General features: G+C 67.4%; 10 protein-coding genes. 7 read left to right on the top strand and 3 right to left on the bottom strand.

Translation table 11 applies throughout. The features are described from left to right. Positions 1 to 6 precede the first annotated feature (6 nt). On the top strand, positions 7 to 381 hold the full coding sequence (locus AC3IPM_RS16385) for a VanZ family protein (RefSeq protein ID WP_489301238.1): 375 nt from the start codon (positions 7 to 9) through the stop codon (positions 379 to 381). Positions 382 to 493: 112 nt separating this feature from the next. Here the strand turns inward: AC3IPM_RS16385 and AC3IPM_RS16380 are convergent, their stop codons facing one another. The 3 genes from AC3IPM_RS16380 to AC3IPM_RS16370 form a co-directional block, all read right to left on the bottom strand. Next, positions 494 to 2,806 carry a beta-N-acetylhexosaminidase gene (locus AC3IPM_RS16380; protein ID WP_489301236.1) on the bottom strand — a complete coding sequence of 771 codons (2,313 nt, stop codon included), beginning with the start codon at positions 2,804 to 2,806 and terminating at the stop codon, positions 494 to 496. 112 nt (positions 2,807 to 2,918) lie between these two features. Then, positions 2,919 to 5,624, bottom strand: coding sequence for a TonB-dependent receptor (locus AC3IPM_RS16375; RefSeq protein ID WP_489301234.1), 2,706 nt, complete (start codon positions 5,622 to 5,624; stop codon positions 2,919 to 2,921). A 159-nt stretch (positions 5,625 to 5,783) separates the two neighbouring features. Then, entirely contained in the window at positions 5,784 to 6,803 is a 1,020-nt protein-coding gene (locus AC3IPM_RS16370; protein WP_489301232.1) for a glucokinase family protein, read from the bottom strand. A 371-nt stretch (positions 6,804 to 7,174) separates the two neighbouring features. On the opposite strand from AC3IPM_RS16370, the gene AC3IPM_RS16365 reads away from it, so the two are divergent. The 6 genes from AC3IPM_RS16365 to AC3IPM_RS16340 all read left to right on the top strand — a co-directional run bounded on the left by AC3IPM_RS16365 (position 7,175) and on the right by AC3IPM_RS16340 (position 15,985). Next, complete coding sequence (locus tag AC3IPM_RS16365) at positions 7,175 to 8,467, top strand: sugar MFS transporter (protein WP_489301230.1); 1,293 nt, start codon at positions 7,175 to 7,177, stop codon at positions 8,465 to 8,467. Between the two features lie 42 nt (positions 8,468 to 8,509). Next, complete coding sequence (locus AC3IPM_RS16360; RefSeq protein ID WP_489301228.1) at positions 8,510 to 9,577, top strand: LacI family DNA-binding transcriptional regulator; 1,068 nt, start codon at positions 8,510 to 8,512, stop codon at positions 9,575 to 9,577. Positions 9,578 to 9,583: 6 nt separating this feature from the next. Next, positions 9,584 to 10,612 (top strand): SIS domain-containing protein, encoded by a 1,029-nt coding sequence (locus AC3IPM_RS16355; protein WP_489301226.1) that lies wholly within the window; start codon positions 9,584 to 9,586, stop codon positions 10,610 to 10,612. Next, a complete protein-coding gene (gene nagA / locus AC3IPM_RS16350; protein ID WP_489301224.1) occupies positions 10,612 to 11,760 on the top strand; it encodes an N-acetylglucosamine-6-phosphate deacetylase in 1,149 nt (382 codons plus the stop codon). The genes AC3IPM_RS16355 and nagA overlap by 1 nt, the downstream gene beginning before the upstream one ends. Beyond that, on the top strand, positions 11,760 to 12,827 hold the full coding sequence (locus tag AC3IPM_RS16345; protein WP_489301222.1) for an acyltransferase family protein: 1,068 nt from the start codon (positions 11,760 to 11,762) through the stop codon (positions 12,825 to 12,827). Before nagA ends, AC3IPM_RS16345 begins: the two co-directional genes overlap by 1 nt. A gap of 164 nt (positions 12,828 to 12,991) precedes the next feature. After that, complete coding sequence (locus AC3IPM_RS16340; RefSeq protein ID WP_489301220.1) at positions 12,992 to 15,985, top strand: autotransporter family protein; 2,994 nt, start codon at positions 12,992 to 12,994, stop codon at positions 15,983 to 15,985. Positions 15,986 to 15,991 lie beyond the last annotated feature (6 nt).

The raw sequence follows: 15,991 nt of genomic DNA, 5'->3' as shown, positions 1-15,991 counted from the left end.
ACAGGGATGTTGAAGCCGCTGCGCTGGCCGCGGTTCTGGCTGGGGCTGTGGTGGTTGGCGATCGTGCTGACGATCACCGTGTGCCTGATTCCGCCCCCGCCGCTGGACCTGCCGCAGAACAGCGACAAGGTCGAGCACTTCCTGGCCTATTTCCTGCTGGCGTCCTCGGCGGTGCAGATCTACCGCACGCGTGCGGCGCTGCTGGGGGTCGGTGCGGGACTGGTTGGATTGGGCGTGGGCATCGAATTCGCGCAGGGCGCGTTGACCGCCAACCGCATGGCCGACCCGATGGATGCGCTGGCCAACAGTGTGGGCGTGATCGCCGGCATGGCGATTGTGTTCACGCCGCTGCGGAATCTGCTGCTGCGGTTGCGCGGCTAAAGGCAGTGCCGACCAACGGTCGGCACCACCGCAATCCAGCCAGTAGTGCCGGCCGCTGGCCGGACCGGTGAGCACCGGTGGGTACCGACCGTTGGTCGGTACGCCGTTCCCCTCAGCGCGGTACAAGCGTCAACGCATCCAGCACCCACATCGTAGGCCGCGTATCGCCGGTGAAGCGCACGCACAGGTTCTGCTTGCCCTTCAACGCACGCGGCAGCGTGGCATCCAAGGTGATGAAGCCATCGGCGTCCGGCGCGGCCGGCAATGGCACGCTGACCAGCGGCTTGCCCGTGCATTGGCCGTTGAGGATGTCCATCTCGCCGTGCGCACTGCGTGCCGGCGAGAAGATCCGCTTGGGCTCGTCATGGGCCAGCTGGAAGTAGTACGGAATCTGCCCCGCACGCACCCGCAGCTGGGTGATGCCGGTCATGTCGGCCTTCTCCCACAACCAGCACGGGTTGAAGATGTTCACGGCGAAAATCGCGCGCTCGCCCTCGGCCGGGCCATCGTCTTCCAGCCGCAACAACAGCTTGCCTTCGCCCGGGCACATCGCCAGCTGCTCGTCACTGCGGCGGAGCAGCGAGGCGGCGGTGATGTCGAAACGGCTGGCGGCGCTGGCCAGTGGCTGGCCATTGAAGAACGTCGCGGCCTGCAGGGTGACCGGCAGCGGCTGGGTCAGCGGCCGGGTGTAGCGCGGCGACTGCGCGGTGACCGCACTGCCATCGGTGCTGTAGTGGATCGGGTAATCCAGCGGAGTACGCAGGGCCAGCGTGGTGGTGCCCGCCTTGCGATCGTCCGTGCTGTCCAGTTCCACCTGGAACGGCGTCTGCGCATACGCGATGCCGACGGCCTGCCAGCGCTGCAGCTGGGTCGGCAGGCGGGTGAGGAAGTTGGCGAAGTCGCGGCTCTCGCGCGGCGACCAGCCGGTTTCGGCCACGGCGGCCAGGCGCGGGAACAGGTTGTGCTGCAGGCGCGCGTAGCTGCGCGTGTGTTCGGTGAACATGTTCGCCTGCAGGCCGAGGATGTGCTGCTGCTTGTCCTTGGCCAAGGTAGCCGGCACCGGCTCAAACCCGTATACGCGGCCCAGCGGCGTGCTCAGCGGGCGGCCCGGCGGCTCGTTGGCCGAGGTGGTCTGCAGGTAGTCCATGTACATGTCGGTGACCGGCGACATCACCACGTCGTGGCCTTCGCTGGCGGCCTTGAGCCCGCCTTCGGTGCCGCGCCAGGACATCACGGTGGCTTCCGGCGGCAGCCCGCCTTCGAGGATCTCGTCCCAGCCGATCAGACGCCGATCGTGCTGCTCCAGGAATTTTTCCAGGCGCTTGATCAGGTGGCTCTGCATTTCCATTTCATCGCGTGCGCCTACTTCGCGCATGCGCTGCTGCACGCGTGCCGAGGCCTCCCACTGGTCCTTGACCGCTTCGTCGCCGCCGACGTGCACGTACTTGGACGGGAACAGCGCGATCACTTCCTCGAGCACGTTCTCCAGGAAGGTGGCGGTGCTTTCCTCGGTGTTGAACAGGTTCGGGAACACGCCCCATTCGCTCAGCGGCTGCAACGGCGTATCCAGTACGCCCAGTTCGGGGTAGGCGGCGATCGCGGCGGTGGCGTGGCCGGGCACATCGATCTCGGGGATGACCTGGATATGCAGGGCGGCGGCATAAGCGATCACCTCGCGGATCTGGTCCTGCGTGTAGAAGCCGCAGTAGGGGCGCGGTTGGCCGGTGGCCGGGTCGCGGCCGCCATCGCCTGCCGGAATGCGGCAGCTGCCCACGCCGGTCAGCTTCGGGTAGCGCTTGATCTCCATGCGCCAGCCCTGGTCATCGGTGAGGTGCCAGTGGAAGGTGTTGAGCTTGAGCTCGGCCATCGCATCGAGCACCTGCTTGATCTCTTCCAGGCTCTGGAAGTGCCGCGCCGAATCGAGCATCAGGCCGCGCCAGACGAAGCGCGGGGTGTCGGTGATGGTGGCCGCGGCGACTTCGCCCTTGGTGCCGGTGGTCAACAGCTGCGCGGCGGTGACCGCGCCGTAGAACAGGCCGACATCGTCGCCGGCGCTGATCTCGATGCCATCACTGGACACCTTCAGGGCGTAGCCTTCGGCGGTGTTGGTGGCGGAGGGGTCCAGGCGGAAACGGATCTGCGCCTTGGCCGCGTCCTGGGCCACGGCAAGGGTGGGGCCGCCATTGCGCGCGAGCACGCGCACGAACTGGTCGGCAGCACGGCGGGCGGCCGCATCGTTGCCACCGACGCGGGTGGCGGCGCCGAGCACGAACGGCTTGCCGGTAGCGGCCTGGTAGTGGGCCGGCAGCGGAATCAACGGCGGCATGGACGGGTCGGCGGCGAGCGCCTGCGCTGCCGGCAGGGCGGCCAGCAGGGCGCTCAGCAGCAGGGGCGCACGCAGGTGGGCGCGGGTGGGCTTCGTCATCGGAACGGCTCCTGGGTTCTGGTGCAGTACTTCCTTTACATGAAAAACGCCGGGCCCGGAATGATCCAGGCCCGGCGTGCTTGCACTACTCGGCGGTGTTGCTGCCGTTGGCTCAGTACTTGAAGCGGAAGTTCAGGTAGTACTGGCGGCCGTTCTCGTAGAACGCGCTCGGGATGGTCGAGCTCTGGTAGTACTTCAGGGTCGGGTTGTTGAGGTTCAGCGCATCGAAGCTGACGCTCATCCAATCGGTGGCCTTGTAGCTCAGCGACAGCGACAGGGTGCCGAAATCATCCTGGTAGTACGGGTTGGCGCCCTTCAGGCCGATCAGGAACGAGGAACGCGAGGTGTAGCTGACGCGTGCACCGAAGGTGTCGTTCTCGAAGTACGCGCCCACGTTGTAGGTGTTCTTCGAGGTACCCAGCAGGTTGTTGGTGCCATCGGCCCAGGTGTGCGAGGTGCTGCCATCGGCGTAGGTGTAGTTGGCGCTGACGCCGAAGTACTCACCGATCGGCTGTTCGTAGGCCACTTCAAGACCGTTGACCTTGCCGTCGGCATTGACCGGCACGGCGACCTGGTAGGCCTCGAGCTGGTTGGTCAATTCGCTGAACAGCATCTGGGTCTGGATACCGAAGGCCACGTAGTCCTTCAGGTTCATCGAGTACGCACCGACGGACACCATGCCGCGCGGCATGAAGTACCACTCCAGATTGGCATCGAAGTTGGTGGACAGCACCGGCTTGAGGTTCGGGTTGCCACCGCCACCGGTCCTGCTCAGGTCCGAGCCCCACGAGGACGCACCCAGTGCCGAGAAGTCCGGCAGGGTCTGGGTCTGCGACGCGGCGAAGCGGAACACCAGGTCATCGGCCATGTCGAACTTCAGGTTCGCGCTCGGCAGGATGCGGTCGTGCTTGTTCTGGAAGGCCAGCGACTTCCACATGCCGAACAGGCTGCGGACATCGGCGTTGGCGGCATCGCTGACGGCCTGGTAGGTGTCGATGTCCTGCTTGATGTTGACGTAGCGCAGGCCGACGTTGCCGCTCCAGCGGTCACCGACGAAGTTGGCCTGCACGTAGCCGGCGAAGTTCTTCTCGGCGACCTTCCACTCGGCACCGTAGTTGTGGCGACCGGTCGGGCCATCGTTGCCGGCCAGCCAGGTGGAGTTGTTGAGGATGGCGTCCTTCAGTGCACCCGGGGTGTAGTACCAGATGTTGCGCGGGAAGTTGCCGCCGATGCCGCCGGCGAAACCGCCCGGGAAGTTGCCGGTGGCGCTGCCCTTCAGGGCCGACCAGATGTCGCCCGGGGTGGCGCCTTCCGGCGACAGGGCTTCGCGCTTGTGGTCGGCATAGCGGGCACCGAACTCGATGGAGCTCAGCGTGCCGCCATCGAAGTACTGGTTGAAGTCGGCGGTGAACCACTTTTCCTTGTCTTCGGCGGTCACTTCCTGGTTGCCCCAGGTGCCGAAGCTGGTCACGCCATCAGGGCCGATGTTGCCGCCCACGTTCCAGTCCACCGGCGCGCCGGCGCCATGCGTGGTCCAGTTGGCACCGCCGCCGTCGCCCACGGTCACCTCGGCGATGAACTGGCGCGGGGTGGTGCCGGTGCCCTTGGTGTTGCCGGCCTGGAACTTGGCCGACAGGCTGTCATTGATCTGCCAGTCCGCATCGAGCGTGATGTAGTTGCTCTTGGCGGTGGCTTCGCGGTAGATCATGTCGTACACGGCGTACGGCGTGCCGGCGACCCCGGCGAAGTTGGCATTGGTGAGCACGCCATCCTTGACCACGTAGCCGGGCAGCGGCGCCTGGCCCGGGCGGACGATCGCGCCACTGTCGTTCTTGTCGTCGTTGAGGATCTTGCCGCCCCACAACATGAAGTTGCGGTTGTAGTTGTTGGCTTCCATCTTCGAGCTGAAGCCTTCCAGCCCCAGGGTCAGGTTGTCGGCCGGCTTGAACTGCAGCGAGATCAGGCCGCCCTTGCGCTCGCGGGTCTGTTCGAACAGGGTCGAGCCCAGCAGCGCCGGTGCGTAGACGCCGGCCAGGTCCGGGTTGCTCTTGCCCACGGTACCGTTCGGGTCGATCTGGAAGAAGCCCGAGGGAAGCTCCTGCGCTTCGCGGCGCAGTTCGCGCTTCTGGCTGAAGGCCTGCACCATCACGCCGAAGGTGCTGTCATCGTTCTTGTAGTTGAACAGGCCCGACAGCTGCGGATCATTGGACTTGGCCTGGTCCGAACGCACCGCACCGATGGAGGCTTCAGCAGTGATCTGCTTGGCGAACTCGAGCGGCTTGCGGGTGATGATGTTGACGGTGCCGGTGGTGCCGCCGTCCTGCAGCTTGGCCTGCGAGGACTTGTTCACTTCCACCGAGCGGACCAGCTCGGACGGCAGCAGGGTGTAGCTGACGCTGCGGCCGACGTTGCTGCCCTGGCTGAGCACGAACCAGTCGGCCGAGCCGACGCTGTGGCCGTTGATCAGGGTCTGGGTCAGGCTCGGGCTGGTGCCGCGCAGGCTGACGCGGTCGGCTTCGTCGAAGCCGCCTTCGTCGGCGCTGGACGAGCTGATGTTCACGCCCGGCAGGCGCTGCAGGGTATCGGCAACGTTGTGCGCCGGCAGCTTGCCGACGTCTTCGGCAGTGACCACTTCCAGGCGCGAATTGGCTTCACGCTTGGTATCGAGCGACTTCTCCATCGAGCCGCGGATACCGGTGACCTGCACGGTGTCCAGGTCGGTGGCAGTGGCGGCGGCGGTCGGGGCCTGCTGCGCGTGGGCGCCGAAGGCAAGGCAGCTGACGATCGCTGCAGAAAGCAGGGTCTTACGGGTGTTCATGATGTCTCTCCTCATCACTCGATGGTCGCCGGCTGCCGGCGTTCGTTTTGAAGTTGCGTTGGCCTGCACGGGGTAGCCCGGGCGGTGTCGTGCCACGTGTTGCGTGCTGCATTTCTGGTACGGGGTGTTCGGGGCTGCGTGTGCGGTGCTGCAAACGGATCAGGCGTCCTGGCGACCCAGGTACCAGCTGGCGGCGCCGATCACGCCGAGCTGGCCGTGCTCGACCACCTTCACCGGGATGCGTTCGAGCGCTTCGCGCATCGGCCCCTTGTTGAGGTAGCGGGGCACGAAACTGCTGTTCAAGAGGAATTCGCGGATCTGCGGCAGGATGCCGCCGGCCAGGTAGACCCCGCCGGTGACGCCGTACTGCAGGGCCATGTCGCCGATGGTGCTGCCGAGCAACCCGCAGAACACCTCCAGGCTCTGTCGCGCCTGCGCGTCCTGGTTGGACATCGCCGCGGCGGTGATCGCATCGGGGGTGGTCAGCGTGGCCGGTTGGCCATTCAAGGCACACAGGGCGCGATACAGATTCATCAGCCCGGGGCCGGATAGGGCGTGCTCGACGGAGACGTGCGCGTGTTCGCGCTGCATCTGCCGCACGATCGCCATTTCCAGTTCGGTGGTGGTGGCCAGCGTCGGCTGGCCGGCTTCGGTAGCCAGCACCACCGCGCCGTGCGCGGTCGGGATCCACACCGCCGCGCCCAGCCCGGTGCCGGGGCCGACCACCAGGGTCGGGCCACGCGGGGCGGTGGCCGGGCCGGTCAACTGCAGTACGCCGCTGGCATCGACCTGGGCGGCGGCGTAGGCCACTGCTTCGAAGTCGTTGACGATATAGACCTCGTCCAGGCCCAGGTCGCGTTCGATCTGACGTGCCGACAGCGGCCACGGCAGGTTGGCGGTGATCACGGTGCCGTCAGCGCGGGCATAGCCGGCGGTGGCGACCACGCAATGGGCCGGGCGCGGGCCGTCGGCGAGGAACTCGGCCAGGATCGCGCTCAAGCCGGAATAGTCGGCGTTGCGGAACTTGCGGTAGTCCAGCAGCTGGACCGGATGGCTCGGGTCGTGGCTGGCCTGGACCCGGCCCACCCGCACATGCGTTCCCCCGACATCGGCGGCCAGGAAAGGCGGCACCGCGGCGGGCAGGGCATGGGACGGTACAGAGTGGGCAGCTGCGGTCACACGGACTCCCTTTGGGGTGCGCTCGGCCAGGGCCGGCCTGGCGATTGAGGCGGAGTCTGTAATCGTTCTGACAACGATGTCAACGATAACCGTAGACTTTCGATGTTGCGTTGCAGCGCCCAGGTGTGACCGAAAACGTTTTCATCACGCTCCTGTCATGTTTTCGCAAAGTCCTTGGAACTACGGGCTCTACGACCACGGGGCGAGGCATCGCGGGTTTTTTGCGCAGGTGCAGCATGTCGATTCTGCGTGACCGCGGGAAAACCAGTTGTTGACAAACCCAGCGGCTGCGACGAATAAATGTGACAACGTTGTTCCCAGCCACTCTTCCGACGCCGCCCTGGCGCGCCGTCGATGCAGGAGCCTTCTTGATGTCTGCCGTGCCTGCTGCTTCCGCGCGTTCGAGCGTGCTCACCTCGATCCTGATCATCGGCGTGCTGTTCTTCCTGATCGGCTTCTTCACCTGGCTCAACGGCCCGCTGATCACCTTCGTCAAACTGGCCTTCGAGCTGGACGAAGTCGGCGCCTTCCTGGTGCTGATGGTCTTCTACCTGTCCTACTTCTTCCTGGCGCTGCCGGCCTCGTGGATACTCAAGCGCACCGGCATGAAGAAGGGCCTGAGCCTGAGCCTGCTGGTGATGGCGGCCGGCGCGGTGGTGTTCGCGCACTTCGCCCAGCAGCGCTGGTACCCGGGCGCGCTCAGCGGCCTGTTCATCATCGGCAGCGGCCTGGCCCTGCTGCAGACGGCGGTGAACCCGTACATCAGCATCCTCGGCCCGATCGAGACCGCCGCACGACGCATCGCGCTGATGGGCATCTGCAACAAGATCGCCGGCATGCTGGCCCCGGTGCTGATCGGCACGTTGGTGCTGCATGGCATCGGTGACCTGGACGCGCAGGTGAAGGTGGCCGATGCGGCCGCCAAGACCGTGCTGCTCAATGATTTCGCCGCCAAGATCCAGGCGCCGTACATGGCCATGGCGGGGCTGCTGGTGGTGCTGGCGGTGGCCGTATTGTTCTCGCCGCTGCCGGAACTCAAGACCGCCGAGGCCAATGCCACCCCGCCGCGCGCGCCGGGCACTGCCGAGCGCACCAGCATCTTCCAGTTCCCGCACCTGTGGCTGGGCGTGTTGTGCCTGTTCGTGTATGTGGGCGTGGAAGTGATGGCCGGCGATGCGATCGGCACCTATGGCCACGGCTTCGACCTGCCGCTGGACCAGACCAAGATGTTCACCTCGATCACCCTGGGCGCGATGCTGCTGGGCTACCTGATGGGCCTGGCGCTGATTCCGCACCTGGTCTCGCAGTCGCGCTACCTGAGCATCTCGGCCACGCTGGGCGTGGTGTTCTGCATCGGCGCGCTGCTCACCCACGGCTATGTATCGGTGGGCTTCGTGGCCGCGCTGGGCTTTGCCAACGCGATGATGTGGCCGGCGATTTTCCCGCTGGCGATCCGCGGGCTGGGCCGCTTCACCGAAACCGGTTCGGCCCTGCTGGTGATGGCCATTGCCGGCGGCGCGATCATTCCCCAGGCGTTCGCGGTGCTCAAGCAGCACTTCGACTTCCAGTGGGTGTTCGCCGGGCTGATGGTGCCGTGCTACCTCTACATCCTGTTCTACTCCCTGCGCGGCCATCGGGTCGGGCTGCCCCGCGACGGCCAGTGATCGGCGATCATGGACGCTCCACGGGACAGCCAGGAAAAGACCATGCGCAGAGCGACCATCAAGGATGTCGCTGAACGGGCCAAGGTGTCGCTCAAGACGGTCTCGCGGGTGATCAACAACGAGCCCTCGGTGATGCAGGCCACCCGTGCGCGGGTGCTGCGTGCCATCGCCGAGCTCGACTACGAGCCCGATCCGGCTGCGCGCAACCTGCGCACCGGCACCACCCTGGTGGTCGGGCTGGTCTACGACAACCCCAACCCGTACCACATCATCGGCGTGCAGAACGGCGTGTTGGCCGCCTGCCGCGAGACCGGGTTCGGGCTGCAGATCCATCCCTGCGATTCCAGTTCACCGATGCTTGCCGACGAGCTCGCCGACTGGGTGCAGCGATCGCGTCTGGCCGGGCTGGTGTTGACCGCACCGATGTCCGAACGCAGCGACCTGGTCGCCGCGCTGACCGCGCGCGGCATCAAGCTGGTGCGCATCATCGCCGCCACCGCCGACCCGCAGGACGGCGCCTGTGTGTTCGTCGACGACCGCGAGGCGGCCTACGAAATCACCGAGCATCTGATCCAGCTGGGTCACCAGCGCATCGGCTTCCTGTGGGGCGGCAGCTCGCACCGTTCCAGCGGCGAGCGCTACGCCGGTTACGAAGCCGCACTGCGCGACTACGGCATGAGCATCGACAAGCACCTGGTGGTACAGGGCGACTACACCTTCGACGATGGTTTCCGTGGTGCGCGGCGGTTGCTGGCGCTGCGCGAGCCGCCGACCGCGATCTTCGGTTCCAACGATGAAATCGCGGCCGGCGTGCTGGCCGCAGCCAAGTCGGCCGGCATGAACGTGCCGTACGACCTGTCCATCGCCGGCTTCGAGGACAGCCCGTTCTCGCGCCAGTCGTGGCCGCCGCTGACCACTGCCAAGCAGGCCACCGAAGACATCGCCCGGCACGCCGCGCGCCTGTTGATTTCGCAGCTGCGCAGCGATGCCTACGACGATGCGCCGCTGCAGCTGCAGAACCAGGGCTTCGTCCCGCAACTGGTCGTGCGTGGCTCGACCGCGCCGATGCGCCCGCAAGGCGCGCGTCCTCCTTCTCCTGAAACCACCTGAGTGCCCATGTCCCTGCCAGCCCCCCACGACACCTTGATGTACCGCGAAGCCGCGGAAGCGGCCGACGTGATCGCCGCGCAGTTCGTGCGCAACCAGGCGGCGGTGGAAACGCTGGCGGCCAGCCTGCGCGCGGCACCACCGCCGTTCGTGGTCACCTGCGCACGGGGCAGTTCGGACCATGCGGCCACCTATGCCAAGTACCTGCTGGAAACCCGGCTGGGGCTGGTCACCGCCTCGGCCTCGCCGTCGGTGGGTTCGGTGTATGAAGCGCCGCTGCAACTGCGCGGCGCGCTGTACATCGTGATTTCGCAGTCCGGCAAGAGCCCGGACCTGCTGCGCAATGCCGAAGCCGCGCGTGCGGCCGGCGCGCGCGTGGTGGCGCTGGTCAACGTGGAAGATTCACCGCTGGCGCAGCTGGCCGAAACGGTGATCCCGCTCGGCGCCGGTGCCGAGCGCAGCGTGGCGGCAACCAAGAGCTACCTGGCCTCGCTGTCGGCGATTCTGCAGCTGGTGGCCTACTGGAGCCAGGACGCGGCGCTGATCGCCTCGCTGCGCGTGCTGCCCGACGCGCTGCGCCAGGCCTGGAACAGCGACTGGTCGGCACTGACCGACGGCCTGGTGCCGGCCCACAACTTGTTCGTGCTCGGCCGCGGGCTGGGCCTGGGCGCAGCGCAGGAAGCGGCCCTGAAATTCAAGGAAACCTGCGGCCTGCATGCCGAGGCGTACAGCTCGGCCGAGGTCAAGCACGGCCCGATGGCGCTGGTTGGCCCGGGCTTCCCGGTGCTGGCCTTCGCCCAGCCCGATGAAACCGGTGCGGGCACGCGCGCGGTGGTGCAGGAGTTCGCAGCGCGCAACGCGCAGGTATGGCTGGCCGATGTGCGCGGCGACCTGCCGTTGCCACAGGCACCGCACCCGGCCTGCGCGCCGCTGCTGGCCGTGCAGGCGTTCTATCGTGCGATCAATGCATTGGCGCTGCGTCGCGGGCACAACCCGGACCTGCCGCCGCATCTGAACAAGGTGACGGAAACCGTCTGATGAAAACCGTGCTGCGCAATGCCCGCATCCTGGCCGGCGATGAGTTCCGCGACGACCTCGCGGTGGTGATCGAAGACGGCCGGATCACCGCGCTGGTGTCCGACGCCGCCCCGCAGCTGGGTACGGCCGATGAGCAGGTGGATCTGGGCGGCGGCTGGCTGCTGCCCGGCTTCATCGACGCGCAGGTCAACGGCGGTGGCGGTGTGTTGTTCAACAACACACCCGATGTGGAAAGCCTGCGCACGCTGGCCCGCGCGCATCGCCGTTTCGGTACCACCGGCCTGCTGCCGACGCTGATCAGCGACGACGTGCAGGTGATGCGTGCGGCGATCGATGCCACCCGTGATGCGATCGCGCAGGGCGTACCAGGGGTGCTCGGCATCCACCTGGAAGGCCCGTACATCGCCCCGGCACGCAAGGGCACCCACGACGCCAACAAATTTCGCGTGCCCGATGCCGAGGAAATCGCGCTGGCGGCCTCGCTCGACAACGGCGTGACCCTGCTGACCCTGGCCCCCGAGCGCGTGCCGCTGGACAGCATCCGTGCGCTGGTCGAGCGCGGCGTGATCGTGGCGGCCGGGCATACCGCGGCCAGCTACGAAGAAGCGCGCGCCGGGCTGGACGCAGGCATCCGCGGCTTCACCCATCTGTACAACGCGATGTCACCGCTGACCGGGCGTGAACCTGGCGCGGTGGGCGCGGCGCTGGAAGATCGCGACAGCTGGATCGGCATCATCGCCGACGGCGTGCACGTGCATCCGGCCAGCCTGCGCGTGGCGCTGGCGGCCAAACCGCGCGGCAAGGTGATGCTGGTCACCGATGCGATGCCGCCTGTCGGTGCCGACAACCCCAGCTATGAGCTGTATGGCGAGGTGATCACCGCCGTGGATGGCGTGGTGCGCAACGCGGCCGGTTCGCTGGCCGGTTCGGCGCTGGACATGGCCACCGCCGTGCGCAATGCGGTGCATCTGCTCGGCCTGCCGCTGGATGAAGCGGCCCGCATGGCCTCGCGCTACCCGGCGCAGTTCCTCAATGTGGATGATCGCCTGGGCGAGATCGCCGAGGGCTACCAGGCCGATCTGGTGCTGCTCGACGATGCGCTGCAGGTACGCAGCACCTGGATTGCCGGCCAGCGCGAGGACGTGTGATGGCCGCACCGGCATCGTCGCGGATGGGCTCGATCGATGCCCTGCGCGGGCTCACCGTGGCGGCGATGCTGCTGGTCAACAATCCCGGCGACTGGGGCAACGTGTACGCCCCGTTGCTGCACGCGGACTGGCACGGATTTACCGCGACCGACCTGATTTTCCCGCTGTTCCTGTTCATCGCAGGTGTCTCGATGGCCTTCAGCCTGTCGCCGCGGGCCGGTGAGATGGCACTGCGCCCGGCGCTGCAGCGTGGCCTGCTGCAACGCGCGCTGCGCATCCTGGTGGCGGGCGCGTTGCTGCACCTGTTGGCGTGGTGCCTGCTGGACCTGCCGGCCTATCGTCTGTGGGGCGTGCTGCAGCGGATCGCCGTGTGCGTGGCGGTGGTCGGGGTGCTGGCCATCCACACCCGTGCGCGCACGCAATGGATCGTGTTGATCGGGCTGTTGGCCGGCTACGCGGCCGTGCTGCTGGGCGCCGGTTCGCTGGATCACTGGCACAACCCTGCCAGCCGCCTGGATACCGCGCTGTTCGCGCCGATGCTGTACCAGTACCAGCCGTTGACCGGGCTGGGGCACGACCCGGAAGGCCTGCTCAGCACGGCCGGGGCGATCGCCACCACGCTGCTCGGGCTGATTGCGGGGGGCTGGCTGCGCGCCCGGCGGCTGGGTGCCCTTGCCGGGCTGGCAGTGGGCTGCGCCGCACTGGCGGCCCTGGGCTGGGCCTGGCTGCCGTTGAACAAGCATCTGTGGACGCCCACGTTCGTACTCTGGAGTGGTGCCCTGTCGGTGGCCGCGTTGCTGGCCGCGCATCTGCTGGTGGACCGCTGGGGCGCCCCGGCCCTGGGCCGCCGCTTCGGGGTCAACGCGATTGCCGCCTACCTGGGCTCATCGGCGATGGCGCTGGTTCTGGCCGCCAGCGGTGGCTGGGCCTGGCTTTACCAGCAGGCATTGGCGGCCTTCCCGGACGCGCCCAAGCTGGCCTCGCTGCTGTGTGCGCTGGGCTTTGTGGCGTTTTGGTGGGCGGTGGTGGCGGTGCTGGATGTGCGCCGGATCCATCTGAAGATCTGAGCGGTGTGCTGCCAGCGGCGGCAAGGCGGGGCAATTGCGACAGGATCAAGCTCGCACTTTTACCCGGCAATCACGCGTGACCCGTAACAGTGCCGAGGTCGGCCTGCGTAGTTCTACCAGGCCGCTGCTGTAGCCGTACCCCTCTTGTTGAACAGGAATGGTGTATGCGCCTCACGCCCGCCTCGCCAGCACGCACGCTGCTGGCCGACCGTATTTCGCTCTGGATGCGTCGTGGTTGTGGGGGGGCACTGGGGACGGCGCTGCTGGCGATGGCCGCGCCGGCCTGGGCCGGCTGCGACAACGCCGCCCCCACGACCGGCCAGACCGTCACCTGTTCACCCGCGCCCCCCACGCCGGACCCGGTGGCGGTGGTCAGCGCGCCCGGTGCCGCCAACATCACCGTCAACGTGCTCAGCGGCGCGCAGCTCAGCGTGGCCAGCGGCAACGCGCTCACCCTGCTGGGCGGCAGTGGCCATCTGATCGTCAACGACGGCAGCCTGCTGGCCGCGGCAGGCGTGGCCCTGCAGCTCAACGGCAGCAGCCGCGTGGTCAACCGCGGCGTGATTCGTGGCAGCGCCGGTGGCATCGTCTCCGGTGCAGGCGATGATCAGGTGGAGATGCTCGGCGGCAGCATCAGCGGTGGCGTGCAGCAGGGCGCCGACAATGACGCGCTGGTGATCCGCGACGGGGTGATCGACAGCGTCGACCAGGGCGACGGCCAGGATAGTTTCGAGATCAGTGGCGGCAGCGTCACCGGTACCGTGCAGCAAGGCGCGGGCATCGATACGTTCCTGATGACCGGCGGCACCGTCGGTGCGCTGCTGCAGGGCGATGCACTGGATCGTTTCCGCATGACCGGTGGCCGCATCATCGGCGCGTTCGACGATGGCGATTACGCCGAGATGACCGGCGGCCGGATAGGCCGGGTCAACCTGAAACTGGACAACAACACCTTCCTGATGTCCGGCGGCAGCATCGACGGCAACCTGGTGGCCGGCTTCGGCAACGACACCATCGTGCTGTCCGATGGGTACATCGGCGGCAACATCAGCGTCAGCGGCGGCGACGATGCGGTGACCCTCACCGGCGGCACCGTGCGCGGAGAGATCCGCCTGAGCTTCGGCAATGACCGCCTGAGCTGGAACGGCGGTGGCGTGGTGCACGACGCCATCGACTTCGGCGACGGCAATGATGTCGCCCAGCTCGCCAACCTCAACGTGTCGCACCTGGGCGCGGTGCCGCTGTTCGATGGCGGGCTGGGCACCGACGTGCTCGGCCTGGACAACGTCAAGACCAACGGCGTGGCGCGCTTCGCCAACTGGGAGCAGGTCGATCTGCGCGACGACACGCAGTTGAGCTTCGATGGCCCCCTCACCTTGGGCGACAGTGGCACGGGCACCGGCACGTTCACCATCGATGCCACCAGCGCCGTGTTCGGAGGCGGTGGCAACGGCCGTATCGCGCCGTTCGCATCCGGGCAGCTGGCCACGGTCAGCAACGCCGGCCGCATCGACCTGAGCAATGGCGGCGGGGCCGGTGACAGTTTCACCATCGTGGGCAACTACGTCGGCAATGGCGGCGCGCTGTACCTGCAGACCGTGCTGGGCGATGACAGTTCGGTATCGGACAAGCTGGTGATTTCCAACGGCAGCGCCAGCGGCACTACCGGGGTGGGCATCCTCAATGTTGGCGGTGCCGGTGCCGCCACCGTCGTCGACGGCATCCTGGTGGTGCAGGCAATCAATGGCGCCACCACAACGCCCACGGCGTTCGCGTTGTACAACCCGGTCTCGGCCGGCGCCTACGAGTACTTCCTGTTCAAGGGCGGTGTCAGTGGCGGTACCGGTGAAAACTGGTATCTGCGTTCCACGCTGGCGGCCAATGTCACCCCGGCACCGGGGCCTTCACCCGAGGGCGGCACGACGCAGCCCCCGCCGCCGCCCGAGGGCATGGGGACACCCCCGCCTGTGCTGCCGCCGGCGCCGCCCCCGCCGCCGGACGTGAATCCCCCCAACGACCCGGATCCCACCGCTGCCGAACCGCCGCCGCCGCCGGAGCCGGCCGACCCGGCCCCGGTGGCGCCGCCGGTCACCGGGACGCCGCCCGCGGTGCCCAGCGGCAACAGCGGCCTGCCGGGGGCGCTGTCGGTGCCGCCGACGCCCGGTGCGCGTCCGGCGCAGGGCGACATCATTCCGCTGTACCGCTTCGAGACCGGTCTGTATTCAGCACTGCTGCCGCTGCTGCGCGAAACCAGCCTGGCCAGCATCGGCACCTTCCACGAACGCCAGGGCGAGCAGCGTCTGTTGGCCGGGCAGGGCAGCGTGCGCGCGGCATGGGTGCGGCTGATCGGACAGAGCCACGAGCAGCATTGGGAAGGCGATGCGCAGCCGGGCTTCGATGGCGACCTGCAGGGCATCCAGGCCGGCCTGGACCTGTATGCCAATGCCGGAGACAGCCATCGCGATCAGTTCGGTGTCTTCGTCGGCCGCACCCGCGCGCAGGGCAAGGTGACCGGCTTTGCTATTGGCTGGGAGAACGTCGCGGTCGGCCGCACCCGGCTGGATGACAAGCATGTCGGGGTGTACTGGACCCGGGTCGGCAGTGCCGGCGGCTACCTTGATGCAGTGCTGATGCAGAGCCGCTACGACGGTGATGCGCAGTCGCTGCGCGGGATCGGCATCGACGTGCGTGGCGACGGCACCACCGCCTCGCTGGAAGTCGGCAAGCCGCTGTGGCGCGTCGGCCAGAGCGCGTGGTGGCTGGAACCCCAGGCGCAGATCCTGTGGCAGCGCACGGCCATCGATGACAGCGCCGATGCCTTCGCGCAGCTGCGCTTCGATGCGGACAACGCCTGGACCGGCCGCGTCGGGCTGCGCCTGGCCGCCGATTACGACCTCGCCGGCAATGGCTGGCAACCGTATTTCAAGCTCAACTACTGGCAGACCCTGAGCGGCGAAGACCGCATCGATTTCGACGACAACCGCATCACCAACCAGCAGGCCTCACGCGCGCTGGAAGTAGGTGTAGGCGTGGTGGCGCGCTTCAACACCAACGTCAGTGCGTTTGCGGTGGCCGACTACACGCGTGACCTGGAAAGCAGCGCGCAGAAGGAACGCAAGGTGATCGAGGGCAATATCGGGTTGCGTTTCGACTGGTAGGCGCGG

This window comes from Stenotrophomonas sp. GL_111 (assembly GCF_057835245.1).
Note: the sequence above shows the minus strand (reverse complement) of the source record. Positions and strands in the feature narration are given on the sequence as shown.